The sequence below is a fragment of the Agrococcus sp. TF02-05 genome, from assembly GCF_017565345.1.
GTDB classification, from domain to species: domain Bacteria; phylum Actinomycetota; class Actinomycetes; order Actinomycetales; family Microbacteriaceae; genus Agrococcus; species Agrococcus pavilionensis.
This window is the reverse complement of record NZ_JAGEKO010000007.1, coordinates 162,640-187,114: the sequence shown is the minus strand read 5'-3', so window position 1 is coordinate 187,114 and position 24,475 is coordinate 162,640. Positions and strand designations below refer to the sequence as shown.

Here is a 24,475-nt window from a genome sequence, read left to right as displayed (position 1 = left end):
GGTCAGGCGGGGAGGATGACGATGTGGCGCTGGGCGCCTTCGCCCTCGGACTCGCTCTCGAGGCCGTGCTCGCGCACGAGATCGTGCACGAGCTTGCGCTCGTAGGAGGACATCGGCTCGAGCGCGACGCGCGGAGCGCCGCCGGCGATGGCCGTCGCCGCGTCGTCGACCACCGACTGCAGGGCCTGCGCCCGCGCGTCGCGCGAGCCCGCGACGTCGAGCACGAGCCGCGAGAACTCGCCGGACTGCTGCTGCACCGCCAGGCGCGTCAGGTCCTGCAGCGCCGCGACGACGCTCGGCTCCGCGAGCCCGCCGAGGTCGTCGCCTGCCTCGCCCACCTTGATCGTGGTGCGGGCATCCGTCTGCTCGATCTCGATGTCGCCGTCGAGGTCTGCGATGTCGAGCAGTCCCTCGATGTAGTCGGCGGCGATCTCGCCCTCGTCGATGGTCTCGGCCGCGCCGCTCATCCGCTGCTCGTCGCTCATCAGCTGCCCTCTCGCTTCGACTTCGGCTTCTTGCCTCGCGGCTGCTGCCGCTGGGTGCGGAGCTCGACCTCCGCGGCCGACTCGGCCTCCTCAGCGTCAACCGGCGGGAGGCCCATGCGCTGGCGCTTGCGCGCCATGCGCGCCTCGCGAGCGAGCGCCGCCTCCGAGCCCGGCGTCGGGAGCTTGCTGATGATGATGAGCTGCTGCACGAGCGTGTAGACGTTCGAGACGAGCCAGTAGAACATCGTGCCGAGCGGGAAGAGCCACGCCGAGATGAGCAGGAACACCGGGATGATGTACAGCAGGATCCGCTGCTGCTTGTACATCGGCGACTCCTTCATCGCCGGCGTCTGGTTCTTCGTCATGATCTGCAGCTGCGTGTAGAACTGCGTCGCGCACATGATGAGCGTGAGCAGGATCGCGGTGACGATCACGGGGATGCTGCCGGTCTCGAAGCCGGCCGCCATCGTCATGTGCAGCGGCACGACGCCGAAGAGCGTCGACTCGCTGAAGAGCACCGCGAGGTCCTGCGTCAGGAGGCCGACGCCGGGCTTCTGGTTGTTGGCGTCGGTGAGCACCTGCACGAGGCCGAGGAAGATCGGCATCTGGATGAGGAGCGGGAGGCACGACGCGAACGGGTTCGTGCCGGCCTTGCGGTAGGCCTCCATCGTCTCGCGCTGCATCGCCTCGCGCGAGAACTGGTCCTTCTTGCCGCGGTACTTCTTCTGGATGCGCTGGATCTCGGGCTGGATCTCGAGCGACTTCCGAGACGAGACGATCTGGCGCACCGTGAGCGGGATCATCGCGCTGCGGATCACGAGCACGAGGCCGACGATCGACAGCACCCATGTCAGGCCGGAGCCCGGGTCGCCGCCGAGCGCGGTGACGATCCAGTGGAATCCGACGAGGATCGCCTCGATGACCCACTTGATGGGCCACATCAGCAGGGCGAAGATGTCCAAGCTGTCACTGCTCCTTGTGAGCGAGGACGAACCCCGCTCTGTTCGTTGCGAGCCGCTCGCGCGGCTCTGGGATGTCGTCGACGCCGCCCGCCGCCCACGGGTGGCAGCGGAGGATGCGCCTCGCGCCCAACCAGATGCCGCGCACGACCCCGTGCTGCTGGACGGCCTGCAGCGCGTAGGCCGAGCAGCTGGGGTAGTAGCGGCACACGTCGCCGTAGAGCGGTGAGATCACCGCGCGGTAGGCGACGAGGATCGCGACGCAGATGTTGCGGGGAAGCAGTCCCAGCCTCTTGAGGCCCTGACTCATGACCGTCGCTCCAGCAGCGGCGCGATGCCGGCCCTCAGTGTAGCGAAGTCGGCCTTGCCGGCCGCGGGCAGCGCACGGATGACGATGTCGGCCGGCTCGATCGCGTCGAGCTCGGCTCGCACGATCTCGCTCAAGCGGCGCTTGACGCGGTTGCGCACCACGGCATTGCCCACCTGCTTCGACACGATGAACCCGAAGCGGGCGACTGCCGCTTCGGGTCTCGCGCGGTGCACCACCGCGACAGGTCCGCTCGCACGGCGACCGGTGCGAACGATGCGACGGAAGTCGTCGCCGCGCACGATCCGGTTCGCCTTCGCGAGCACCTCGGGCGATCTACGCCGAGAGCTCGGTGCGGCCCTTGCGACGACGCGCGGCCAGGATGGCGCGGCCGGCGCGGGTGCGCATGCGGAGGCGGAAGCCGTGCTTCTTGGCGCGGCGGCGGTTGTTCGGCTGGAACGTGCGCTTGCTCATGGTGAATCTCCCGTGGTCCGGCGCGATCGCGCCGCAAGATCGAGGTGGCCGAGCTGCCAGGCTCGACGACGCGCCGCATGACGGATGCGGCAACCTGACAACCATACGCGAGAGACCGTCGGCGGTCAACGAGCATCACCTCGGCTCTGCGCCACGCCGCGGTCAAGACGACGGGACTTGCACGCCGTGCGCTATGCGTGCAGACTCTTGGAATCCGCGCCGCGGCAGGTGCCCGGGGAGCACCGCAGCGAGCGGACCCCTCATGCACACCACCTGTGGATAATGGTGTGGAGACGCATCCACCCCCACCCCGCATCGCAGAGGAACCGCATACCGATGGCCCCGGACGACAGAACCGGACGACTCTGGTCGGCGGTGCTGGCGACCCTCGCGGGCGATCCCCGGATTCCCCCGTCGTTGCGCGGATTCCTGGACCTCGTCGAGCCGCAGGGCGTGCTCGGCGGCGTGCTCTACCTCGAGGTCCCCAACGACCTGACGCGCGACATGCTCGAGCAGCGCCTCCGCGTGCCGATCGTCGAGGGGCTTGTGGAGAACGCTGTGGACATCGCGTCGTTCAAGATCGTGGTGAACCCCCAGCTCGACGACGAGGAGCCGCTCCCGGACGTCGTCGACGATCCCGCTGCCGAGCCGGTCGTGACGCCCGTGCAGAGCTACGAGCGCGATCCCGCGGATCCCCCGTCGCGGCGCGTCGACTCCCGCTTGAACCCGAAGTACACCTTCGACAACTTCGTCATCGGCGGCTCGAACCGCTTCGCGCACGCCGCTGCGCTCGCGGTGGCCGAGACGCCGGCGAAGGCCTACAACCCGCTCTTCATCTACGGCGACTCCGGGCTTGGCAAGACGCACCTGCTGCACGCGATCGGGCACTACGCAGAGGGCATGTACCCGGGCATCCGCGTCCGGTACGTCTCGAGCGAGGAGTTCACGAACGACTTCATCAACTCGATCGCGAACAACCTCAACCAGTCGTTCCAGCAGCGCTACCGCGAGGTCGACGTCCTCCTCATCGACGACATCCAGTTCCTGAAGGGCAAGGAGTCGACGCAAGAGGCGTTCTTCCACACCTTCAACACGCTGCACGACCACAACAAGCAGGTCGTGATCACCTCCGACGTCGCGCCGAAGCACCTGCAGGGCTTCGAGGAGCGCATGGTGAGCCGCTTCGAGTGGGGCCTCATCACCGACGTGACCGTGCCCGACGTCGAGACGCGCATCGCGATCCTGCGCAAGAAGGCCGAGGCGGAGCGGATCGAGATCCCCGCCGAGGTGCTCTCGGTCATCGCCGACAAGGTGCAGTCGAACATCCGCGAGCTCGAGGGCACGCTCATCCGCGTCACGGCGTTCGCGAGCCTCAACCGGCTGCCGGTCACGATGGAGCTCGCGCAGACGGTGCTCAAGGACCTGTTCAGCTTCGACGAGGAGGCGGTGGTGTCGCCGAGCGACATCATCAGCCACACGGCTGCGTACTTCCGGCTCACGGTCGAGGACCTGCACGGCTCGTCGCGCTCGCAGACGATCGCGCTCGCGAGGCAGATCGCCATGTACCTGTGCCGTGAGATGACGAGCATGTCGCTGCCGAAGATCGGGCAGCTGTTCGGCAACCGCGACCACACGACCGTGATGTACGCGAACAAGAAGATCGAGAAGCTCATGCAGGAGCGTCGCTCTGTCTACACGCAGGTGACGGAGCTCACCTCGCGCATCCGTCAGCGCGCAGGCGCGTAGGCGCGTCAGCGAGGCACCCGTCCCGCAGCCGGTCTCGACCGCACGGGGCATCTGCAGCGCGCCGTCACGCTGCGCTCGGCACGCACCGCGACGGTCAGAGTGCCGGAACTCTGCCCTCAGCGCGCCCGAGATGCGCAGAGTGCCGGAACTCTGCGCTTGCGGGCGATCGCGTACGGCGCCATAGCACGAGGAAGTCTCAACGCGTACTTCATGTGATTCGGATGTGGACGGCCCGGGCGTGCCTGTGGACAACGGGACCGGGAGCTGTGGACGGAGCCCAGGGGCGCATCCCTCGCTCTCCACGTCCCGTGGATGGGCGTCAACAGCGGCTCAACATCTTGCACTGTTGTAGTTCCCTTGCGGGGAGCGAGAACCACACGTTCCATCCCCAGCTTGCACAGCGGTTATGAATGACAGAGATTCCTAGAGAGAAGATGCAGCTCGTCGCCAACCATGACGGGTCGGCGGCGGAGGGATGCCACGGCTCGACCGCGTCGCGGCTGTGCCACAATCGACAGCGCTGTGCACCAGCACGGGCGGCTGCCGCCGTGCCCCAGCGCCGCAGCTCGCCCAAGAAGGAGGACGCCCGGTGAAGTTCGTCATCAATCGCGATGTCTTCAGTGATGCCGTCTCGTTCGCCGTGAAGCTGCTGCCGCAGCGGCCGACGATGCCGATCCTGAGCGGCGTGCGCATCGAGTCGACCGCCGATGGCGTCATCTTCTCCTCGTTCGACTTCGAGTCGTCGGCGCGCACCGCGGTCGCCGCCGATGTCGAGGCCGAGGGTGTCGTGCTCGTCTCGGGTCGCCTGCTGAGCGACATCGCGGCGAAGCTGCCGCAGCGCGAGGTGCGGGTCGAGGACGACGGCTCGAAGGTGCTCGTCCGCTGCGGCAACGCGCAGTTCTCGCTCGCGAAGATGCCGCTCGAGGAGTACCCGACGGTGCCGACCGTCGAGGGGCGCACGGGCGTCGTCGAGGGCAAGGCGTTCTCGGAGGCCATCGGCCAGGTCGCGATCTCCGCGTCGCGCGAGGACGTCACGCCCGTCATCACCGGCGTGCAGCTCGAGGCGAGCGACCACACCCTGACCCTCATCGCGACCGACCGCTACCGCGTCTCGGTGCGCAGCATCCCCTGGGACGCCGGCGACGTCACCGAGGCGCTCACCTCGCTCGTGCCGGCGCGCACGCTCGTCGAGGTCGGCCGCACCTTCGGCAGCGCCGAGCGCATCGAGATCACCATGAGCGAGGCGGGGGAGCGGCAGCAGATCGCCTTCTCGACCGCCGATCGCACCGTCACGAGCCTGCTCATCAAGGGCAACTACCCGCCCGTGCGGCGCCTCTTCCCCGAGCAGGTCGACCACCACGCCGTCGTGAACACCGCCGAGCTCGTCGACGCCACGCGGCGCGTGCAGCTCGTGCTCGACGCCGAGGCGGCCATCCGCTACACCTTCAGCGAGGGCCAGGTGCAGCTCGAGGCGATCGGCTCCGAGCAAGCGCAGGCCTCCGAGATCATCGACGCGGTGCTCGAGGGCGACGACATCGTGCTCTCGATCAAGCCGCAGCTGCTCATCGACGGCATCCAGGCCACCCACTCCGAGTTCGTGCGCGTCTCGTTCACGCACTCCGAGAACACGAACAAGCCGGGCCCCATGCTCATCCGCGGCCAGACGTCGCGCGACGACGCCGAGGCGAGCGACTTCAAGTACCTGCTGCAGCCCAACCTGCTGCTGCGCTGACCGAGACCCCCACCCCGACACGAGGAGCACCATGACCCACATCGGACTCATCGGACTCGGGCGGATGGGCGGCAACATGCGCGAGCGCCTCCGCGCGGCCGGCATCGAGGTCACCGGGTATGACCACAACCCCGAGCTCACCGACGTCCCGAGCGTCGACGCGCTCATCGCGGCGCTCCCGTCGCCCCGCGTCGTGTGGGTCATGGTGCCGGCCGGCGCGATCACGGATGCGGTGATCACCGAGCTCGCGGCGAAGCTGTCCGAGGGCGACCTCGTCATCGACGGCGGCAACACGCGCTTCACGGAGGACGACCGGCACGCCGCGCTGCTCGCCGAGCGCGGCATCCGCTTCGTCGACGTCGGCGTCTCGGGCGGCATCTGGGGGCTCGAGAACGGCTACGGGCTCATGGTCGGCGGCGAGCGCGCCGACGTCGAGGAGCTCATGCCCGTCTTCGACGCGCTGCGCCCGGAGGGGCCGCGCGAGGAGGGCTTCGTGCACGCGGGCCCGATCGGCGCCGGCCACTACGTGAAGATGGTGCACAACGGCATCGAGTACGGGCTCATGCAGGCCTACGCCGAGGGCTTCGAGCTGCTCGAGCGCGCCGAGCGCGTGCACGACGTCGCCGGCAGCTTCCGCGCGTGGCAGCGCGGCACGGTCGTGCGCTCGTGGCTGCTCGACCTCATGGTGCGCGCGCTCGACGAGGACGCCGACCTCTCCGAGATCGAGGGCTACGTCGACGACTCGGGCGAGGGCCGCTGGACGGTCGAGGAGGCGATCGCGAACGCGGTGCCCATGCCGGCGATCTCGGCCTCGCTCTTCGCCCGCTTCGAGTCGCGCCAGGACGACAGCCCCGCGATGAAGGCCGTCGCCGCCCTCCGCAACCAGTTCGGCGGCCACTCGATCAAGAAGGCCTAGGTGCGGGTCAGCCGACTCGCCCTCACCGACTTCCGCAACTACCGCGCCGCGGACGTCGAGCTCGTCGCCGGTCCGAACCTGCTCGTCGGCCGCAACGGGCAGGGCAAGACCAACATGGTCGAGTCGCTCGTGTGGATCGCGACCGGCTCGAGCCATCGGGTGCCGAACGACTTCGCGCTCATCCGCGCGGGCCAGGAGCGCGCGATCGTGCGCTGCACGGTCACGAACGACGAGCGCAGCTTCCAGCTCGACGTCGAGCTCAACGCGCGCGGGGCGAACCGCGCGCAGGCCAACGGTCAGTCGGTGCGCATCCGCGACCTGCCGCGCTACCTCCAGGCGGTGCTCTTCAGCCCCGAGGACCTGCAGCTCGTGCGTGCCGATCCCGGCGGCCGGCGGCGGTTCCTCGACGAGCTCTCGGTCATGCGCGCGCCGCGCCTCGCCGGCGTGCACAGCGATCTCGACCGCGTGCTCAAGCAGCGCAACTCGCTGCTGAAGAGCGCTCGCGCGGCGCGGCTGCGACCCGACGACCTCACGACGCTCGAGGTGTGGGACGGGCGGCTCGTCGAGCTCGGGCTCGAGGTCATGCGCACGCGGCGCGCGCTCGTGGCCGACCTCGCGCCGCACGTCGACGCGGCCTACCGGCTCGTCGCGGGCGACGAGCACGCGGCGCGCATCGAGCTGACGACGAACGTGCCCGACTCGGCGGAGGCGTTCCACGCGATCCTCGCCGAGCGGCGCCGCGACGAGCTCGATCGCGGCGTGAGCCTCGTCGGCCCGCACCGCGACGACCTCGAGCTGCAGCTCAACGACCTGCTCGCCCGCCACTACGCGAGCCACGGCGAGTCGTGGTCGTTCGCGCTCGCGCTCCGGCTCGGCTCCGCCGAGCTGCTGCGCGACGGCTCGGGCGGCGACCCGGTCATGATCCTCGACGACGTGTTCGCCGAGCTCGACGCCGGCCGCCGGCAGCGGCTCGCCGAGGCGGCGGGCCGCTTCGAGCAAGTGCTCATCACGGCCGCGGTCGAGGAGGACGTGCCCGACGCGCTCCGCCACCACCGCATCCGCATCGATCGCGGGGAGGTGCTCGATGCGTGAGCTCGCCCCCACCGAGCCTGAGCGCGTGTGGATGCGCCTCAAGGCCAAGTTCGGCGACCCGGAGAAGGTCACGCGCGACGGCCGCCGGCGTTCGCGCCGCGACCCCGACGCATCTGTGCCGTTCGGGAAGGGGCGCGACCCGCGCGCGCTCGGGGACGTGCTCGGCGGCTTCGCCGAGGACCGCGGCTGGACCACGACGCTCGCGCGCGCCGACGTGATGGCGCACTGGCCCGAGCTCGTCGGCGCCGAGAACGCCGACCGCACCGAGCCGATCTCGTTCGAGGACGGCGTGCTGACGGTGCGCTGCGCCTCGACCGCCTGGACGCAGCAGATGCGCATCCTGCGCGCCGAGACCACGACGCGCATCCTCGCCCGCTTCCCCGACTGCGGGCTCGAGTCGGTGCGCTTCATCGGGCCCGACCTGCCGAGCTTCAACCGCGGGCGCCGCTCGGTGCCGGGGCGCGGGCCGCGCGACACTTGGGGATGACGGACGAGGGCTGACCGACGGGGGTCGCGGCCGCGGCTAGGGTGTCAGATACCCCAGGTCTCGAGGAGGAGCCATGCCCCGCCCATCGCGCACGCACGACGCCGTCGAGCGACTGCTCGACGCGATCATCGAGGGTCGCCTGACCGCAGGGGAGCAGCTGCCGCCCGAGGGCCAGCTCGCCGTCGAGTTCGGCATCTCGCGCCTCACGATGCGCGAGGCGGTGCGCCTGCTGCAGGCGCAGGGCGTCATCGTGCAGGTGCCCGGCAGCCGTCACCTCATCGCCCCGGTGGCGGAGTGGACGGGCATGGATGCCGTGGTGCGGCACGCGCGGAGCGCGGGGCAGCGGCGGCAGTCGTCGCTCGAGCTGCTCGAGGTGCGCATGATGATCGAGACCGGCGCCGCAGAGCTCGCGGCGGAGCGCCGCTCCGAGGAGCACCTCGCGGCGCTCGAGGACTCGCTCGCGCGCATGCGGCAGCACCACGAGGAGCGCGACGTCGACGCATTCGTCGAGGCGGACCTCGAGTTCCACGACGTCGTGATGCGCGCCGCCGACAACCGCATCCTCGTCGCGGCGCTCCGCCCGCTCACCTCGATGCTCGCCGAGACGCGCGGCGAGACGAGCGCCGTCGACGAGATCCGCGCGCACGCGATCGACCAGCACCGGGCGGTGCTCGACGCGATCCGCTCGGGCGTGCCGGTCGCGGCGCGCGATGCGATGGCGAGCCACATGCGGCAGACGCGCGACGACCTCGTCGCGCTCGTGCGCGACTGAACCGTGCGCGGGGCTTGACAGCCCCGCGTCGAGTGATCGAAGATATCTGACATCAGATTCGCGCATCGCCTGCGCCGATCCCGCGGACAAGGGAGTTCTCGTGCACCTCGACGGCTTGCTGGCATCCCTGCCGGCCCCGCTCGACATCTCGGCGGCCGAGGTCGCCGCCGCTCGCAGCCGCGACCTCGTGCTCGTCGTACTCGACGACGACCCGACCGGCACGCAATCGGTCGCCGACCTCCCGGTGCTCACGCGCTGGGAGGCCGAGGACCTCGACTGGGCGCTCGCGCAGGACGCCCCCGCCGTCTACGTGCTCACCAACTCGCGTTCGCTCGACGAGCAGCAGGCCGCCGAGCGCAACCTCGAGGTCGTCGACGTCGCGCTCGCGGCGGCCGAGCGCGCCGGGAAGCGGGTCTCGTTCGTGAGCCGCGGCGACTCGACGCTCCGCGGTCACTTCCCGCTCGAGACCGACGTGCTGCGCGACGCGATCGCCGCGCGCGGTGAGGCGCCGCGGCTCACGATGCTCATCCCCGCCTTCCCCGACGCCGGCCGGATCACCGTCGACTCGGTCCACTACTGGGTCGTCGACGGCGAGGCGACGCCCGTGGGCGAGACGGCCTTCGCGCAGGACGCCACGTTCGGCTACCGCTCGTCCGACCTCCGCGACTGGGTCGCCGAGAAGACCGAGGGCCGCATCGCACGCGACGAGGTCGCGGCGCTCACGATCGACGTCATCCGCGCCGGCACGGATGCGGTCGCCTCGTTCCTGCGCGGGCTCGCGCCCGGCACCGTCGTCGCCGTCGACGTCGTCGACGAGCACGACATGCGCCAGGTCGCGCTCGCGCTCCACGCGCTCGACCGCGAGGGCATCGACGCGCTCCTCCGCATCGGCCCGCCCTACGTGCGCGCCCACATCGGGCAGGAGATCGCCGCGCCCGTCACCGCCGGCGACATCGCCGCGCAGCACGAGCGCGGCGGGCTCGTCGTGGTCGGCAGCCACGTGCCGCTCACGACCGCGCAACTCGAGGCGCTCCGCGCCGACCGGCCCGGCACCGCGACCGTCGAGCTCGACGTGCGCTCCCTCATCGACGACCGGCGCGAGGCGCACCTCACGGAGCAAGCGGATGCCGTGGCGCGCGCGATCGCGTCGGGCACGGTCATCGTCCACACGAGCCGCGAGCTCGTCACGGGCCGCGACGGCGCCGAGAGCCTCGAGATCGCGCGCCGCGTCTCGGCCGGGCTCGTCGAGCTCGTCGCGCGCGTGCTCGAGCTCGCGCCGCCCCGCTTCGTCATCGCGAAGGGCGGCATCACCTCGAGCGACGTCGCGACCGAGGCGCTGCGCATCCGCCGCGCGCGCGTCGTCGGCCCCATGCTGCCGGGCATCGTCTCGCTCTGGCAGCCCCAGTCCGGGCCCGCCGAGGGCATCCCCTTCGTCGTCTTCGCCGGCAACGTCGGCGACACCGACTCGCTCGCGCGCGTCGTCCGCACGCTCGGCGACTGACCGTCCACGACCTCAGATACAGGAACAGGAACAGCCATGACCAGCACCGTCGCCGTCATCGGGCTCGGCGCCATGGGACTCCCCATGGCGACGCGGCTCGCCGCGCGCTTCGACGTCCGCGGATTCGACATCGCGGCCGAGCGCCTCACCCTCGCCGAGCAGCAGGGCGTCGCGCCCGCCGCGTCGGCCGCCGACGCCGTCGCGGGCGCCGACGCCGTCCTCGTCGCCGTGCGCACCGGCGAGCAGCTCCGCGAGCTGCTCTTCGGCGAGTCGGGCCTCGCCGCGCACCTCGCCGACGGCGCTGTCGTCATCCTCACGAGCACGGTCGGCACCGAAGGGATCGCCGACATCGCCGAGCGGCTCGCCGCCTCCGGCGCGCACCTCGTCGACGCGCCGCTCTCGGGCGGCCCCGTGCGCGCCGGCGAGGGCGACCTGCTCATCGTCGTCGGCGCCGAGCCCACAGCGCTCGAGACCGCGCGGCCCGTGCTCGAGCAGCTCGCCTCGACCCTCTCGATCGTCGGTGACAAGCCCGGTGACGGGCAGGCGCTCAAGACGGTCAACCAGCTGCTGTGCGGCGTGCACATCGCCGCGGCCGCCGAGGCGCTCGCCCTCGCCGACGCGCTCGGGCTCGACCGCGAGCGCACCCTCGAGGCGCTCACGGCCGGCGCCGCGAGCTCGTTCATGCTCGGCAACCGCGGGCCCCGCGCGCTGCAGGCCTACGACGAGGACGGCGCCGAGGTGCTCAGCCGGCTCGACATCTTCGTGAAGGACCTCGGCATCGTCGGCGCGGCGGCCCGTGCCCACCACCTCGCCGCGCCCGTCGCGGCCGCCGCCGAGCAGCTCTTCCTGCTCGGCGAGGCGCAGGGCCTCGGCCACCTCGACGACTCCGCGGTCATCCGCGTCGTCGCCCCGACGCTGCGCGGGGAGGTGCGGTGATGGAGTACCCCCTCGGCGTGCTGATCGCCATCGGCCTCGGCGGCATCGGGCTCCTGCTGCTGCTCATCATCCGCTTCAAGGTGCAGGCGTTCTACGCCCTGCTGCTCACCTCGATCATCGTCGGCATCGTCGCGGGCCTGCCGCTCACGACCATCCCGGCGACCGACGACGCCCCCGAGCGGCTCGGTGTCATCCAGGCGATCATCGCCGGCGTCGGCGGCACGCTCGGCTCGGTCGCCGTGCTGGTCGCGCTCGGCTCGATGCTCGGCAAGATCATCGAGATCTCGGGCGGCGCCGAGTCGCTCGCCGGCAGGTTCACGAGCTGGCTCGGGCCGAAGCGCGTCGCGGTCGCCCTCACCGCGGCCGCGGGCATCCTCGCGATCCCCGTCTTCTTCGACGCGGGCTTCATCATCCTCATCCCCATCATCTACGCCTTCTCGAAGGCGGCGGGGCTGAGCCCGATGAAGTTCGGCCTCCCGATCGCGGGCATCATGCTCGCCGTGCACGTCGCGGTGCCCCCGCACCCCGGCATCGTCGGCGGCGCGACGATCCTCGGCGCCGACATCGGCTGGGTGACGATCCTCTCGCTCGTCATCTCCGTGCCGCTCGCCTTCGCCTCGTACTTCGTCGCGAAGCGCATGAACCGGCGCGAGTTCGCGATGCTGCCGGCGACGAAGGCGATGTTCGACTCCTTCGGCACCGAGGCCGACACCGTGGGCGGCGGCAGCTCGCTCGCCGAGGGCGAGAAGGCGCCGAGCGCCTGGACGATCCTCGCGATCATCATCCTGCCGCTCGCGCTCATCATGGTCGGCACGACGATCGCGCCCTCGATGGAGGTCGGCAGCTTCTGGCACGGCTTCCTCTCGATGATCGGCCAGCCGATCTTCGCCCTCATGGTCGCGATCGGCGTCGCGATGATCGCGCTCGGCGTGCGCCGCGGCTGGTCGGCGAGCCACCTCGGCGAGGTCATGGAGTCGGCGCTGCCGGCCGCCGCGGTCATCATCCTCGTCACGGGAGCCGGCGGCGCGTTCGGCCGCATCCTCACCGAGACGGGCATCGGCGGCGCCGTCGCCGACGTCATGGCCGCCTCCGGCATGCCGGTGCTGCTGCTCGGCTTCCTCATCTCGCTCATCATGCGCGCCGCGCAGGGCTCGGCGACCGTCGCGATCACGACCGCCTCGGGCCTCCTCATCCCGGCGGTCGCGGGGCTCGGGCTCGACCCGATCCACCTCGCGCTCTTCGCGGTCGCGATCGGCTACGGCGCGCTCGGACTCAGCCACGTCAACGACTCCGGCTTCTGGATCGTCACGCGCTACCTCGGCCTCTCGGTCAAGGACGGCCTGCGCACGTGGACGGTGCTCACGACCGTGCTCGGCGTGCTCGGCTTCCTCATCACGTGGGCGCTCTGGATCGTCATCCCGATGGGCTGAGCGACCCACGGCGGATGCCCTCCGGCGGCCCGGGACCGACAGGTCCCGGGCCGCTCGGCGTTCGGCGGCGGGTATCGACCCCGGTCCGCGATCGGCCCGGGAAGACCGCTCGGAGCGTCCAGGGCCGCAGAACGCGCTTTCGGGAGACTGTTCTCTCGTGGCGCAGGCCGATCGTCCACCACAGGCGCGCGTTGGCGGGCCTCGGATGCCGTTCCGCGGTAGGATCGGAGGGTTGCGCCGCCGCATGGCGGTCGCGCGAGACGCACCGGGAGAAGCATGGCGAACGAGCACGAGACGCAGCCCGACGACCAGACGGCGAAGCCGTCGCAGCCTCCCACCCAGGGCGACTACGGCGCCGATCAGATCCAGATCCTCGAGGGACTCGAGGCGGTGCGCAAGCGCCCGGGCATGTACATCGGCTCGACCGGGCCCCGCGGCCTGCACCACCTCGTCTACGAGATCGTCGACAACGCGGTCGACGAGGCGCTCGCCGGCTACTGCGACAGCATCGACGTCGTGATCCTGCCCGACGGCGGCGTGCGCGTCACCGACAACGGCCGCGGCATCCCCGTCGACCCCCACTCGTCCGACCCCTCGAAGTCGACCGTCGAGGTCGTGCTCACCGTGCTCCACGCGGGCGGCAAGTTCGGCGGCGGGGGCTACGCCGTCTCCGGCGGCCTGCACGGCGTCGGCTCCTCGGTCGTCAACGCGCTCTCGTCGCGCCTCGAGGTCGAGATCAAGCGCCAGGGCCGAGTGCACCGGCAGTCGTTCCGCGTCGGCGAGCCCGAGGGCCCGCTCGTCTCCGGCGAGGCGACCGACGAGACCGGCACGACGCTCACCTTCTGGCCGAGCCCCGAGATCTTCGAGACGGTCGAGTTCGACTACGAGACGCTCGCGAAGCGCTTCCAGCAGATGGCGTTCCTCAACAAGGGGCTGCGCATCGCGATCGAGGACCGGCGCCCCGAGGCGCTCATCGAGCCCGACGCCGACGAGGAGGGCGCCGAGCCGCGGCAGCGCTCCGACGAGTACCTCTACGAGCAGGGCCTCAAGGACTACGTCGCCTACCTCAACGAGTCGAAGAAGGCCGAGGCAGTGCACCCCGAGATCATCGACTTCGAGTCGGAGGACACCGAGCGCCGCATCTCGGTCGAGATCGCGATGCAGTGGACGACCTCCTACCAGGAGGGCGTCTACACCTACGCCAACACGATCAACACGCACGAGGGCGGCACGCACGAGGAGGGCTTCCGCGCGGCGCTCACGACGCTCGTCAACAAGTACGCCCGGCAGACCAACCTGCTGAAGGAGAAGGACGAGAACCTCTCCGGCGACGACGTGCGCGAGGGGCTCACGGCGATCGTCTCGGTCAAGCTCGGCGAGCCGCAGTTCGAGGGCCAGACGAAGACGAAGCTCGGCAACACCGAGGCGAAGTCGTTCGTGCAGCGCGTCACGGGTGAGGAGCTCGGCCACTGGTTCGAGTCGAACCCGGCGATGGCGAAGGAGATCGTGCGCAAGGCGATCGGTGCCGCGACCGCCCGCATCGCCGCGCGCAAGGCGCGCGAGCAGACGCGTCGCAAGGGCCTGCTCGAGTCGGGCGGCATGCCCGGCAAGCTCAAGGACTGCCAGTCGAAGGACCCGGCGATCTCGGAGATCTTCCTCGTCGAGGGCAACTCCGCCGGCGGCTCCGCGGTGCAGGGGCGCAACCCCTACACGCAGGCGATCCTGCCGCTGCGAGGCAAGGTGCTCAACGTCGAGAAGGCGCGGCTCGACCGGGCGCTCGGCAACGCCGAGATCCAGTCGATGATCACCGCGTTCGGCGCGGGCCTCGGCGAGGACTTCGACCCGTCGAGGGCGAGGTACCACAAGATCGTGCTCATGGCCGATGCCGACGTCGACGGGCAGCACATCACGACCCTGCTGCTCACGCTGCTGTTCCGCTACATGCGCCCGCTCATCGACATGGGCTACGTCTACCTCGCGGCCCCGCCGCTGTACAAGATCAAGTGGACGAACGCCGACCACGAATACGCGTACAGCGACCGGGAGCGCGACGCGCTCATCGCCGAGGGCCAGGCGAGCGGGAAGCGCATGCCGAAGGACAACGGCGTGCAGCGCTACAAGGGCCTCGGCGAGATGAACTACAGCGAGCTGTGGGAGACGACGATGGATCCCGAGACCCGCACGCTCAAGCAGGTGACGCTCGACGACGCCGCCGTGGCCGACGCGATCTTCTCGACCCTCATGGGCGAGGACGTCGAGGCCCGCCGATCCTTCATCCAGAAGAACGCGCGCGACGTGCGCTTCCTGGACATCTGAGGTTGAGAGACGATGACTGACGAGACCACCCCTGCGGAGCCCTTCGACCGCGACGCCCCCAACCACGGCGCGATCGAGCAGGTCGACCTGCAGCTCGAGATGCAGCGCTCGTACCTCGACTACGCGATGAGCGTCATCGTCGGGCGAGCGCTGCCGGAGGTGCGCGACGGCCTCAAGCCCGTGCACCGCCGCGTGATCTACGCGATGTACGACGGCGGCTACCGGCCCGACAAGGCCTTCTCGAAGTGCTCGCGCGTCGTCGGCGACGTCATGGGGCAGTACCACCCGCACGGCGACACGGCGATCTACGACACCCTCGTGCGCCTCGTGCAGCCGTGGAGCCTGCGCTACCCGCTCGCACTCGGGCAGGGCAACTTCGGCTCGGCCGGCGACGACGAGGCGGCGGCCCCGCGGTACACCGAGACGAAGATGTCGCACCTCGCGCTCGAGATGGTGCGCGACATCGACGAGGACACCGTCGACTTCCAGGACAACTACGACGGCCGCACCCAGGAGCCGTCGGTGCTGCCCGCGCGGTTCCCCAACCTGCTCGTCAACGGCTCGGTCGGCATCGCGGTCGGCATGGCCACGAACATCCCGCCGCACAACCTCCGCGAGGTCGCCGACGGCGCGATCTGGCACCTCGAGCACCCGGATGCGTCGAAGGAGGAGCTGCTCACGGCTCTCATGGAGCGCATCAAGGGGCCCGACTTCCCGACCGGGGCGCAGATCCTCGGCACGAAGGGCATCGAGGAGGCCTACCGCACCGGCCGCGGCTCGATCACGATGCGCGCCGTCGTCACGGTCGAGGAGATCCAGGGCCGCACGGCGCTCGTCATCACCGAGCTGCCCTACCAGGTGAACCCCGACCGGCTCGCGGTGCGCATCGCCGACCTCGTCAAGGACGGCAAGCTGCAGGGCATCGCCAACATCGAGGACCAGACCTCGGGCCGCACGGGTCAGCGCCTCGTCATCACGCTCAAGCGCGATGCGGTCGCGAAGGTCGTGCTCAACAACCTCTACAAGCAGACGCAGCTGCAGGAGAACTTCGGCGCGAACATGCTCGCGATCGTCGACGGCGTGCCGCGCACGCTCTCGCTCGACGGCTTCATCGGGCACTGGGCCGACCACCAGGTCGAGGTCATCGTCCGCCGCACGCAGTTCCGGCTCGCGCGCGAAGAGGAGCGGATGCACATCCTCGAGGGGTACCTCAAGGCCCTCGACGCCCTCGACGAGGTCATCGCGCTCATCCGCCGCTCTCCGACGCCCGACGACGCCCGCACGGGCCTCATGGAGCTGCTCGGGGTCGACGAGCGGCAGGCGAACGCGATCCTCGAGCTGCAGCTGCGCCGGCTCGCCGCGCTCGAGCGGCAGAAGATCCAGGATCAGGCGGAGGAGCTGCGCCGCCTCATCGCCGACTACAAGGACATCCTCGCCAAGCCCGAGCGGCAGCGGCAGATCATCGTCGACGAGCTGCGCGAGATCGTGGCGAAGCACGGCGACGACCGCCGCACCGAGATCATGCACGGCTACGGCGGTGACGTCTCGATGGAGGACCTCATCCCCGAGGAGCAGGTCGTGATGAGCCTCACGACCGGCGGCTACATCAAGCGCACGCGCATCGACCAGTACCGCGCGCAGCACCGCGGCGGCAAGGGCGTGCGCGGCGCGCAGCTGCGCAGCGACGACATCGTCGAGCACTTCGGCGTCACGTCGACGCACGACTGGCTGCTGTTCTTCACGAACTTCGGCCGCGTCTACCGGATGAAGGCGTACGAGATCGCCGAGGCGGGCCGCGACGCGAAGGGCCAGCACGTCGCGAACCTGCTCGCCTTCCAGCCCGACGAGCGCGTGCAGACCGTGCTGCAGCTGCGCCGCTACGACCAGGCCGACTACCTCGTGCTCGCGACGCAGCAGGGCCAGGTGAAGAAGACGCGGCTCGAGCTGTTCGACACGAACCGCTCCGGCGGCATCATCGCGATCAACCTCGCCGAGGACGACCGCGTCATCTCCGCGATGCTCGCGAACTCCGACGACGAGATCCTCGTCATCAGCAAGCAGGGCCGGGCGGCGCGCTTCGCCGCGACCGACGAGGCGCTGCGGCCCATGGGCCGCGCGACGGGTGGCGTGCGGGGCATCCGGCTCAAGGACGGCGACGAGGCGCTCGCGGCGATGGTCATCGGCGACGACGGCTACGTCTTCGTCGTGACGGAGCAGGGCTTCGGCAAGAAGACCCCGGTGGCCGACTACCCGTCGAAGGGCCGCGGCACGCAGGGCGTGCTCACCTTCTCGTCGGGCGACCACGACCGCGGCGCCCTCGTCGGCGCGACGATCGTGCACGACGGCGACGAGCTGCTGCTCATCCGCAGCTCCGGCAAGGTCATCCGCTCGAGCGTCGACGAGGTGCGCGCGACCGGCCGCACGACGATGGGCGTGCAGTTCGCCGAGAAGTCGACGACCGACCTCGTGATCTCGATCGCGCGCAACGTCGAGGAGGAGGTCGAGGACGCCGTGGAGGATGCCGCGAACCAGCCGGCCACGTCGCCCGCGCAGGATGCGCAGACCGGCGTCGCCCAGGTCGCGATCGCGGAGGCGGAGGACGCTATCGTGGACGCCACGGACTCGGCCGACGCCGATTCGACCGACGACGAGCCCACCGAGGAGACCGACGAATGAGCATCGCCGAGAAGCTGCAGAGCAAGACGCCTCGGCGCAGCGGCTCGAGCAAGCAGGTGAGACTGCGCCTCGTGCACATCGACTTCTGGTCGGCCATGAAGGTCTCGGCGGTGCTCGGGCTCGTGCTCGGCATCGTCCAGGTCGTCGTGGTCTTCGTGATGTGGAGCCTGCTCCAGGTCGTCGGGCTGTTCGGCAAGGTCGACGAGGTGATGCGCGACATCCTCGCCGATCCCGAGTTCGCGATCACGTCGCTGCTGTCGCTGCCGCAGGTGATGATGTTCACGCTGCTCGTCGCGGTGCTGAACTTCGTCGTCATCACGGTGCTCGGCGCGGTCATCGCCGTGCTCTACAACCTCTCGGTGCGGCTGACGGGCGGCCTGCAGGTCGGCTTCGCCAACCAGTAGGACGAGCGCGCGCCGTGGTCCCGAGCACACCGGCGCGCGTGGTAGCATCGATGATTGTGCTCGGGGCTATAGCTCAGGCGGTTAGAGCGCTTCGCTGATAACGAAGAGGTCCCTGGTTCGAGTCCAGGTAGCCCCACCACGCACAACTCCCACGGCCGGCCCGCCGGCCACGGGGCCTTAGCTCAGTTGGTAGAGCGCCTGCTTTGCAAGCAGGATGTCGGGAGTTCGATTCTCCCAGGCTCCACCACTGGTCCGCCGGGCCGCGCGGGGTTACCGTGCTCGCCATGGACACCGCGCGCACCGCGATCGTCACGGGCTCCGACTCCGGCATCGGCCGCGCGACGGCCGTCGCCCTCGCCGAGGCAGGGCTCGACGTCGGCATCACGTGGCACACCGACGAGGCGGGTGCGGAGCGCACCGCCGAGGAGGTGCGCTGGCACGGCCGCCGCGCCGAGGTCGCGCGGCTCGACACGACCGACCTCGCGGGAGCCGCGGGCGTCGTCGACGACCTCGCCGCCCGGCTCGGCGGCCTCGACGTGTTCGTGCACAGCTCGGGCACCGGCTCGAGCACGGCCTTCCTCGACCTGCAGGTCGACGAGTGGCGCGAGATCGTGGCGACCGACCTCGACGGCGCGTTCGTGTGCCTCCAGGCCGCGGCGCGGCGCATGGTCGCCGGCGGCCGCGGCGGGCGCCTCATCGCCGTCACGAGCGTGCACGAGCACCAGCCGCGCGTCGGGTCGAGCGCGTACGACGCCGCGAAGCACGGGCTCGGCGGCCTCGTCAAGACGATCGCGCTCGAGCTGGGCCAGCATGGCATCACCGCCAACAGCGTCGCCCCGGGCGAGATCGCTACGCCCATGACGGGGCAGGAGGACGAGGACCCGCGGGGCACGCGCCGCCCCGGGGTGCCGCTCGGCCGCCCCGGCGATGCCCGCGAGGTCGCCGCCGTCATCGCGTTCCTCGCCTCGCCCGAGGCCGGCTACGTGACCGGCGCCTCGTGGGTCGTCGACGGCGGCATGCTGCAGATGGGCCCGCAGGCCGGGTCGCACCTCGAGGGCGACGACTGGCGCGAGGGCTGACGAGCCCGCCCGGCATCCCTGCCGGCATCCCGGCCGACGTCCTGGCGGATGCGAGGATGGGAGGGATGGACGGACGGCAGGACTGGCGGCAGCGCATCGCGCGCGCGATCCGCACCGACCCCGCGTCGCGGCCGATGACCGAGGCGCTCCTGACGATCGACGAGGTGCACGCGCGCAAGGTCATCGACCTCGCGATGCGCATCGCCGAGGCGCTCCTGACCGTCGGGGCGTCGGCGAACGACGTGACGCTCGCGACCACGCGCGTCGCCGCCGCCCTCGGCATCCGCCCCGTGCACGTCGACGTCACCTACAACTCGATCGGCGTCTCGTACCACCGCAACCACGACGACCTGCCCATCACGCTCCTCCGCGTCGTGCGCGCGCCGATCCCGGACCACGCGAAGCTGCAGCGCCTGCAGGCGCTCGTCGTCGACATCGAGGCCGGGCTCGACCTCGAGCACGCACGAGCCCGCTTCCACGCGATCCGGCGGACGCCCTTCCTCTACCGGCCGACGATCGTCGTGCTCGCGCAGGGCATGCTCTCGGTCGGCGTCACGCTGCTCTTCGGCGCCTCGTGGATCATCGGCGTCATCGCCTTCCTCGCCGCGTGCGCCGCCGCAGTCGCGCAGCGCGCCATGGCGAGGCTGCGCGTGCCGTTCTTCTTCTCGCAGATCGCGGGCGCGCTCGTCGTCACCGCGGCCGCGACCGCGACGAGCGCGCTCGCGCGCCTCGGCGTGCCGCTGCTCGCCGACGTGCGGCCGTCGATCATCATCGCGGCCGGCATCGTGCTCATGCTCGCGGGGCTCTCGGTCGTCGGTGCCGCGCAGGACGCCATCGACGGCTTCTCGCTCACGGCGGGCGGACGCATCCTCGACCTCGTGCTGTCGACCCTCGGCGTCGTGCTCGGCATCCTCGGCGGGCTCTCGCTCGCGAGCTCGCTCGGGATGGGCTTCGTGGTCACGAGCGACGCACCGGCGCTCGGCCCGCTGCCGCTCCAGCTCGCGGGAGCCGTCATCATCGCGATCGCCGTCGCGATCATGAACGGCGCGCGCCTGCGCACGACGCTCGTGAGCGCGCTGCTCGGCGGCCTCGCGTGGATCGGCTTCACGCTCGGCTCGGGCGCCGGGGCCGGCGCCCCGGTCGCGAGCGGCATCGGCGCGCTCGTCGCGAGCCTCATCGGCATCATCATCGGGCACCGGCTGCACGTGCCCTCCATCGCCGTGACGACCGCCGCGATCGTGCCGCTCGTGCCGGGCTACGCCGTGTTCCGCGGGCTGCTCGAGCTCGTCGAGTCCGACGGCTCGCCGACGAGCCTCGTGCTCGGCGTCGCGACCCTCATCGGCGCGGGCGCGGTCGGGCTCGCGCTCGCCTCCGGCGCCTCGCTCGGGCTCTTCCTCGGCGCGCCGCTCCGCGACTCCGTCGAGAGCCGGATGCGCGGCCGGGCGCGCCCGCGCTGACGCCGCTTCCAGCCGCCGGGTCTACGGTGTCGAGGTCACGGATGCGCGCCGTGCGCATCGGCGGAGGCACTGGAGGAAGCATGGGCGAGCACGACGCCGGCACCGGCTCCGGGCGACGGCAGCGGCAGCCGCGACGGCCGAAGCGGCTGCACCCCGCGCTCGACGTGCCGCCGCGCGCGACCGAATCGCCGGAGCGCCGACCGGTCGACCGCGTCGTGTTCGGCGTCGCGGCGGCGGTCGCGCTCGCCTTCGTCATCTGGGGGGCCGTCGGCACCGAGTCGCTCGCGACCGCCTCCGCCGCCGGGCTCGACTGGGTCGTCGGGAGCACGGGCTGGCTCTTCGCGCTCGCGGCCTCGGGCTTCGTCGTCTTCGTCATCTGGATCGCCGCGAGCCGGTTCGGCCGGATCCCGCTCGGCGACGACAGCGAGGAGCCGGAGTTCAGCACCGTCTCCTGGATCGCGATGATGTTCTCGGCCGGGATGGGCATCGGCCTCGTCTTCTTCGGCGTCACCGAGCCGGTGAGCCACCTCGTCGCGCCGCCTCCCGGCACCGGCGGCGGCGACGAGGCGCTCGCCGTGCGGACCGCGATGGCCACGACGATGTTCCACTGGTCGCTGCACCCGTGGGCGATCTACTCGGTCGTGGGGCTCGCGCTCGCCTACAGCGTCTTCCGGAAGCGCCGGGCGCTCACCGTCTCGGCCGCCTTCACGAGCCTGCTGGGCCGCCGCACGGTCGAGGGTCCCATCGGGCGCGCGATCGACGTGTTCGCGATCTTCGCGACCCTCTTCGGATCGGCGACCTCGCTCGGCCTCGGCGCGCTCCAGATCGGCTCGGGCATCGAGATCGTCGCGGGGCTCGGCGCGGTGGGGAACGGCCTGCTCGTCGCCGTCATCGCGGTCCTGACGCTCGCCTTCGTCGTCTCGGCGGTCTCGGGCATCTCGCGCGGCATCAAGTGGCTCTCGAACATCAACATGGTGCTCGCGGGGGTGCTCGCGCTGTTCGTGTTCGTCGTCGGGCCCACGGTCTTCATCCTCAACCTGCTCCCGACCACGATCGGCGGCTACGTCGAGCAGCTCGCGGTCATGTCGGCCCGCACCGAGGCCGCCGGCGGCCCCGAGGTCGCGGCCTGGCTCTCGGGCTGGACGATCTTCTACTGGGCGTGGTGGGTCAGCTGGACGCCGTTCGTCGGCATGTTCATCGCGCGCATCTCGCGCGGTCGCACCATCCGCCAGTTCGTCACCGGTGTGCTCGTCGCGCCCACGCTCGTCTCTCTCGTCTGGTTCGCGATCTTCGGCGGCCTGGGGCTCGACCTCGAGCTCGGCGGCACCGACCTCGGCAGCAGCGGCACGCCGGAGTCGACGCTGTTCCAGGCGCTCGCCGAGCTGCCGCTCGCGCAGATCTCGTCGATCGTCGTCATGGTGCTCGTGGCGATCTTCTTCATCTCGGGGGCCGACGCCGCCTCGGTCGTGATGGGCACCCTGTCGCACCGCGGCTCGCTCCAGCCGGCGCGGCGCACGGTGATCTTCTGGGGCGTCGCGACGGGCGCCGTCGCGGCGATCATGCTGCTGCTCGGCGGCGAGGACGCCCTCACGGGCCTGCAGCAGGTCACCGTCATCGCCGCGCTCCCGTTCGTCGTGGTGATGATCGGGCTCGCGGCCGCGCTCGCCAAGGACCTCGCGCTCGATCCCATGGTCGTGCGGCGCCGCTACGCCGTCGCGGCGGTCGAGCAAGCCGTCGTCGCCGGCGTCACGGAGCACGGCGACGACTTCCAGCTCACCGTCGAGCAGACGGCGCCGGGGGAGGGGGTCGGCGAGCTCGTGCCGACGCAGTCGGTCGACCCGACGCTCGCGCCCGCCGACGAGCACCGGCCGGACGAGCACTGGCGGGGTGCCGAGGCGCGGCCGGACGGCGGTGCGAGCGGCCCTCCGCAGGCCCCGACCGGAGCATGATGCACGGCGGCGCCGATGTCGGACCGGCCGACGTCAGCGCGCTGCCGAGGACTCGGTCGAGCAGCGCGTGGCAGCGCGCGTGGCGTCCGTTCTGGGTGCTGCCGATGGCGATCGTGGTGGCGTCGGTGCTCGCCGGCTACCTCGTGCCCGAGCTCGACCGGCTCGTGGGCGATGAGCTCCCCTACGTCTTCCCCGGCGGCCCCAGCGGCGCGAGGGACATGCTCGGCACCATCGCGGGTGCGATGATCTCGGTGACCGGGCTCGTCTTCTCGATCACGATGGTCGTGGTGCAGCTGGCGAGCAGCCAGTACAGCCCTCGAGTGCTGGGTGACTTCCTCTCGAACCGGGTCACGCAAGCGACCCTCGGCATCTTCGCCGCGAGCTTCACCTACGCGCTGACGGTGTTGCGCTCGGTGCGGGGCGAGTCCGGCGACGGCGGCGCGTTCGTGCCACAGGTGTCCGTCACGCTCGGCTTCGTGCTGGTGCTCGCGAGCGTTGGCATGTTCCTCGCGTTCATCCACCACATCACCCGGTCGATCCAGGTCTCGTCGATCGTGTCGCACCTGGGCAGCGCGACGGTCGACGTCGTCGACGGCTACTACCCGGAGCCGACCGGCCTGCGCGCCCTGCCGGCGCGCGACTCCTGGCAGCCCGAGGGCTCGCTCGAGGCGCGCACGGTCGAGGCGCGGCAGCACGGGGCGATCGTGGAGGTGGATCACCGCGAGCTCGTCGCTCGCGCCGTCGACCTCGATGCCGTGATCGAGGTGCTGCTCCCGGTGGGTGACTTCGCGGCCGAGGGCCGACCGGTGCTGCGGATCTGGCACGAGCCCGGGCTCGGAGCGCTCGGCGAGGACGCGCTCGACGCGCTGCGAGGTCTCGTCGTGGTCGAGCAGGATCGCATCCCGGGCCAGGATCCGGCCCTCGGCGTGCGCAAGCTCATCGACATCGCGGACCGTGCGCTCTCGCCGGGGATCAACGACCCGGCGACGGCGGTGCAGGTGCTCGACGAGGTCCACCGGATCCTCCGCCGAGCGGTGACGCGGGCCGATCTGCCCGCGCTCGTCCGGAGCGGCGGGGTCGTGCGGCTCGTGCATCGGCCTCAGCGCGTGGAGCAGCTCATCGACCTCGCGCTGGCGGAGCCGCTGCACTACGGCCGCGGGTCGTTGCAGGTGCCGCGGCGGATCGAGGCCATGCTCGACGACCTGGCGCAAGTCGCGCTGGCGGCGCATCGGCCGGCGATCGCCCGCTGGCGCGAGCGCGCACAAGCCGTCGTCGCGGCCCAGCAGCAGCCGCAGCCGTAGCCGTAGCCGTAGGATGACCGGATGCGCATGCGAGTGGCTGCCTACGCCCTGATCACGAGGGGCGAGGGCGACGAGCGCGAGATCTTGCTGCCGCACTGGAACGAGGGCGACATGGCCGGGTGGACGCTGCCGGGAGGCGGTGTCGAGCCCGGCGAGCATCCCGCGGACGGCGCCGTCCGCGAGGTGCGCGAGGAGACCGGCTACGACGTGCGGCTCACGAGCCTGCTCGGCGTCGACTCCGCGGTGCTCCCCACGACCGCGCGCGGCGACGAGATGCAGGCCCTGCGCATCCTCTACCGCGCCGAGATCACCGGCGGCGAGCTCGCGGTCGAGGTCGACGGCACGACCGACGACGTCGCGTGGCACCGGCTCGCCGACGTGCCGGCCCTGCGCCACGTGCACGCGGTCGACTGGGCGATCCGGCACATCGACGACCACGGCTCGCCGCTCCGCTGA

The 24,475-nt window shown here is 71.1% G+C and carries 22 protein-coding genes and 2 tRNA genes; 19 read left to right on the top strand and 5 right to left on the bottom strand.

The genetic code is table 11. The features are described 5' to 3' along the window. Positions 1 to 2 precede the first annotated feature (2 nt). From JQT67_RS08310 to rpmH, 5 genes are read right to left on the bottom strand one after another with little or no spacing between them, the layout of a single operon-like run. On the bottom strand, positions 3 to 485 hold the full coding sequence (locus JQT67_RS08310; RefSeq protein ID WP_021010597.1) for a R3H domain-containing nucleic acid-binding protein: 483 nt from the start codon (positions 483 to 485) through the stop codon (positions 3 to 5). Beyond that, positions 485 to 1,447 carry a membrane protein insertase YidC gene (yidC, locus tag JQT67_RS08305; RefSeq protein ID WP_208064257.1) on the bottom strand — a complete coding sequence of 321 codons (963 nt, stop codon included), beginning with the start codon at positions 1,445 to 1,447 and terminating at the stop codon, positions 485 to 487. The genes JQT67_RS08310 and yidC overlap by 1 nt, the downstream gene beginning before the upstream one ends. A 4-nt stretch (positions 1,448 to 1,451) precedes the next feature. Continuing rightward, the gene (yidD, locus tag JQT67_RS08300; RefSeq protein ID WP_208064256.1) at positions 1,452 to 1,754 is read right to left on the bottom strand and encodes a membrane protein insertion efficiency factor YidD; all 303 of its coding nucleotides are present in this window, start codon (positions 1,752 to 1,754) and stop codon (positions 1,452 to 1,454) included. Next, on the bottom strand, positions 1,751 to 2,053 hold the full coding sequence (gene rnpA, locus JQT67_RS08295; RefSeq protein WP_374222123.1) for a ribonuclease P protein component: 303 nt from the start codon (positions 2,051 to 2,053) through the stop codon (positions 1,751 to 1,753). Before rnpA ends, yidD begins: the two co-directional genes overlap by 4 nt. A 34-nt stretch (positions 2,054 to 2,087) precedes the next feature. Then, a complete protein-coding gene (gene rpmH, locus JQT67_RS08290) occupies positions 2,088 to 2,225 on the bottom strand; it encodes a 50S ribosomal protein L34 (RefSeq protein WP_021010601.1) in 138 nt (45 codons plus the stop codon). 336 nt (positions 2,226 to 2,561) lie between these two features. Here rpmH and dnaA point away from each other — a divergent pair, with 336 nt between their 5' ends. The 19 genes from dnaA to JQT67_RS08195 all read left to right on the top strand — a co-directional run bounded on the left by dnaA (position 2,562) and on the right by JQT67_RS08195 (position 24,475). Continuing rightward, entirely contained in the window at positions 2,562 to 3,971 is a 1,410-nt protein-coding gene (gene dnaA / locus JQT67_RS08285; RefSeq protein ID WP_021010602.1) for a chromosomal replication initiator protein DnaA, read from the top strand. 589 nt (positions 3,972 to 4,560) lie between these two features. Then, the gene (dnaN, locus tag JQT67_RS08280; RefSeq protein WP_021010603.1) at positions 4,561 to 5,703 is read left to right on the top strand and encodes a DNA polymerase III subunit beta; all 1,143 of its coding nucleotides are present in this window, start codon (positions 4,561 to 4,563) and stop codon (positions 5,701 to 5,703) included. A gap of 31 nt (positions 5,704 to 5,734) precedes the next feature. Further along, on the top strand, positions 5,735 to 6,619 hold the full coding sequence (gene gnd, locus JQT67_RS08275) for a phosphogluconate dehydrogenase (NAD(+)-dependent, decarboxylating) (protein ID WP_208064254.1): 885 nt from the start codon (positions 5,735 to 5,737) through the stop codon (positions 6,617 to 6,619). Next, the gene (recF, locus tag JQT67_RS08270) at positions 6,620 to 7,711 is read left to right on the top strand and encodes a DNA replication/repair protein RecF (RefSeq protein ID WP_208064253.1); all 1,092 of its coding nucleotides are present in this window, start codon (positions 6,620 to 6,622) and stop codon (positions 7,709 to 7,711) included. After that, the gene (locus JQT67_RS08265) at positions 7,704 to 8,198 is read left to right on the top strand and encodes a DUF721 domain-containing protein (protein WP_021010606.1); all 495 of its coding nucleotides are present in this window, start codon (positions 7,704 to 7,706) and stop codon (positions 8,196 to 8,198) included. The genes recF and JQT67_RS08265 overlap by 8 nt, the downstream gene beginning before the upstream one ends. Positions 8,199 to 8,271: 73 nt before the next feature. Beyond that, entirely contained in the window at positions 8,272 to 8,970 is a 699-nt protein-coding gene (locus JQT67_RS08260; RefSeq protein WP_021010607.1) for a FadR/GntR family transcriptional regulator, read from the top strand. A 100-nt stretch (positions 8,971 to 9,070) separates the two neighbouring features. Continuing rightward, positions 9,071 to 10,471 (top strand): four-carbon acid sugar kinase family protein, encoded by a 1,401-nt coding sequence (locus tag JQT67_RS08255; protein ID WP_307864271.1) that lies wholly within the window; start codon positions 9,071 to 9,073, stop codon positions 10,469 to 10,471. Positions 10,472 to 10,507: 36 nt separating this feature from the next. Beyond that, a complete protein-coding gene (locus JQT67_RS08250; protein ID WP_208064251.1) occupies positions 10,508 to 11,407 on the top strand; it encodes an NAD(P)-dependent oxidoreductase in 900 nt (299 codons plus the stop codon). Continuing rightward, positions 11,407 to 12,837 (top strand): GntP family transporter, encoded by a 1,431-nt coding sequence (locus JQT67_RS08245; RefSeq protein ID WP_208064250.1) that lies wholly within the window; start codon positions 11,407 to 11,409, stop codon positions 12,835 to 12,837. The genes JQT67_RS08250 and JQT67_RS08245 overlap by 1 nt, the downstream gene beginning before the upstream one ends. A 276-nt stretch (positions 12,838 to 13,113) precedes the next feature. Then, positions 13,114 to 15,153: a DNA topoisomerase (ATP-hydrolyzing) subunit B gene (gene gyrB, locus JQT67_RS08240; protein WP_021010611.1), complete on the top strand. Its 2,040-nt coding sequence runs from the start codon at positions 13,114 to 13,116 to the stop codon at positions 15,151 to 15,153. Positions 15,154 to 15,165: 12 nt separating this feature from the next. Continuing rightward, positions 15,166 to 17,829: a DNA gyrase subunit A gene (gene gyrA, locus JQT67_RS08235; RefSeq protein ID WP_208064249.1), complete on the top strand. Its 2,664-nt coding sequence runs from the start codon at positions 15,166 to 15,168 to the stop codon at positions 17,827 to 17,829. Further along, positions 17,826 to 18,233 (top strand): DUF3566 domain-containing protein, encoded by a 408-nt coding sequence (locus JQT67_RS08230; RefSeq protein ID WP_021010613.1) that lies wholly within the window; start codon positions 17,826 to 17,828, stop codon positions 18,231 to 18,233. The genes gyrA and JQT67_RS08230 overlap by 4 nt, the downstream gene beginning before the upstream one ends. Positions 18,234 to 18,295: 62 nt before the next feature. Next, positions 18,296 to 18,372, top strand: a tRNA-Ile gene (locus JQT67_RS08225). A gap of 32 nt (positions 18,373 to 18,404) precedes the next feature. Next, a tRNA-Ala gene (locus JQT67_RS08220) sits at positions 18,405 to 18,480 on the top strand. A 37-nt stretch (positions 18,481 to 18,517) separates the two neighbouring features. Beyond that, positions 18,518 to 19,312 carry an SDR family oxidoreductase gene (locus JQT67_RS08215; protein WP_208064248.1) on the top strand — a complete coding sequence of 265 codons (795 nt, stop codon included), beginning with the start codon at positions 18,518 to 18,520 and terminating at the stop codon, positions 19,310 to 19,312. 65 nt (positions 19,313 to 19,377) lie between these two features. After that, the gene (locus tag JQT67_RS08210; protein WP_243755809.1) at positions 19,378 to 20,769 is read left to right on the top strand and encodes a threonine/serine exporter ThrE family protein; all 1,392 of its coding nucleotides are present in this window, start codon (positions 19,378 to 19,380) and stop codon (positions 20,767 to 20,769) included. A gap of 80 nt (positions 20,770 to 20,849) precedes the next feature. Next, positions 20,850 to 22,718 carry a BCCT family transporter gene (locus JQT67_RS08205; RefSeq protein WP_208064247.1) on the top strand — a complete coding sequence of 623 codons (1,869 nt, stop codon included), beginning with the start codon at positions 20,850 to 20,852 and terminating at the stop codon, positions 22,716 to 22,718. After that, entirely contained in the window at positions 22,715 to 24,019 is a 1,305-nt protein-coding gene (locus JQT67_RS08200) for a DUF2254 domain-containing protein (protein ID WP_021010616.1), read from the top strand. The genes JQT67_RS08205 and JQT67_RS08200 overlap by 4 nt, the downstream gene beginning before the upstream one ends. 21 nt (positions 24,020 to 24,040) lie before the next feature. After that, positions 24,041 to 24,475, top strand: coding sequence for an NUDIX hydrolase (locus tag JQT67_RS08195; protein WP_021010617.1), 435 nt, complete (start codon positions 24,041 to 24,043; stop codon positions 24,473 to 24,475).

Coding starts and splice junctions, on each gene's coding strand:
- gnd (WP_208064254.1), top strand. CDS start 5,735: ATGACCCACATCGGACTCATCGGACTCGGGCGGATGGGCGGCAACATG.
- rpmH (WP_021010601.1), bottom strand. CDS start 2,225: ATGAGCAAGCGCACGTTCCAGCCGAACAACCGCCGCCGCGCCAAGAAG.
- JQT67_RS08245 (WP_208064250.1), top strand. CDS start 11,407: ATGGAGTACCCCCTCGGCGTGCTGATCGCCATCGGCCTCGGCGGCATC.
- JQT67_RS08200 (WP_021010616.1), top strand. CDS start 22,715: ATGATGCACGGCGGCGCCGATGTCGGACCGGCCGACGTCAGCGCGCTG.
- JQT67_RS08210 (WP_243755809.1), top strand. CDS start 19,378: ATGGACGGACGGCAGGACTGGCGGCAGCGCATCGCGCGCGCGATCCGC.
- dnaA (WP_021010602.1), top strand. CDS start 2,562: ATGGCCCCGGACGACAGAACCGGACGACTCTGGTCGGCGGTGCTGGCG.
- JQT67_RS08230 (WP_021010613.1), top strand. CDS start 17,826: ATGAGCATCGCCGAGAAGCTGCAGAGCAAGACGCCTCGGCGCAGCGGC.
- JQT67_RS08215 (WP_208064248.1), top strand. CDS start 18,518: ATGGACACCGCGCGCACCGCGATCGTCACGGGCTCCGACTCCGGCATC.
- gyrB (WP_021010611.1), top strand. CDS start 13,114: ATGGCGAACGAGCACGAGACGCAGCCCGACGACCAGACGGCGAAGCCG.
- JQT67_RS08260 (WP_021010607.1), top strand. CDS start 8,272: ATGCCCCGCCCATCGCGCACGCACGACGCCGTCGAGCGACTGCTCGAC.
- JQT67_RS08205 (WP_208064247.1), top strand. CDS start 20,850: ATGGGCGAGCACGACGCCGGCACCGGCTCCGGGCGACGGCAGCGGCAG.
- gyrA (WP_208064249.1), top strand. CDS start 15,166: ATGACTGACGAGACCACCCCTGCGGAGCCCTTCGACCGCGACGCCCCC.
- yidD (WP_208064256.1), bottom strand. CDS start 1,754: ATGAGTCAGGGCCTCAAGAGGCTGGGACTGCTTCCCCGCAACATCTGC.
- JQT67_RS08265 (WP_021010606.1), top strand. CDS start 7,704: ATGCGTGAGCTCGCCCCCACCGAGCCTGAGCGCGTGTGGATGCGCCTC.
- JQT67_RS08195 (WP_021010617.1), top strand. CDS start 24,041: ATGCGCATGCGAGTGGCTGCCTACGCCCTGATCACGAGGGGCGAGGGC.
- JQT67_RS08250 (WP_208064251.1), top strand. CDS start 10,508: ATGACCAGCACCGTCGCCGTCATCGGGCTCGGCGCCATGGGACTCCCC.
- JQT67_RS08310 (WP_021010597.1), bottom strand. CDS start 485: ATGAGCGACGAGCAGCGGATGAGCGGCGCGGCCGAGACCATCGACGAG.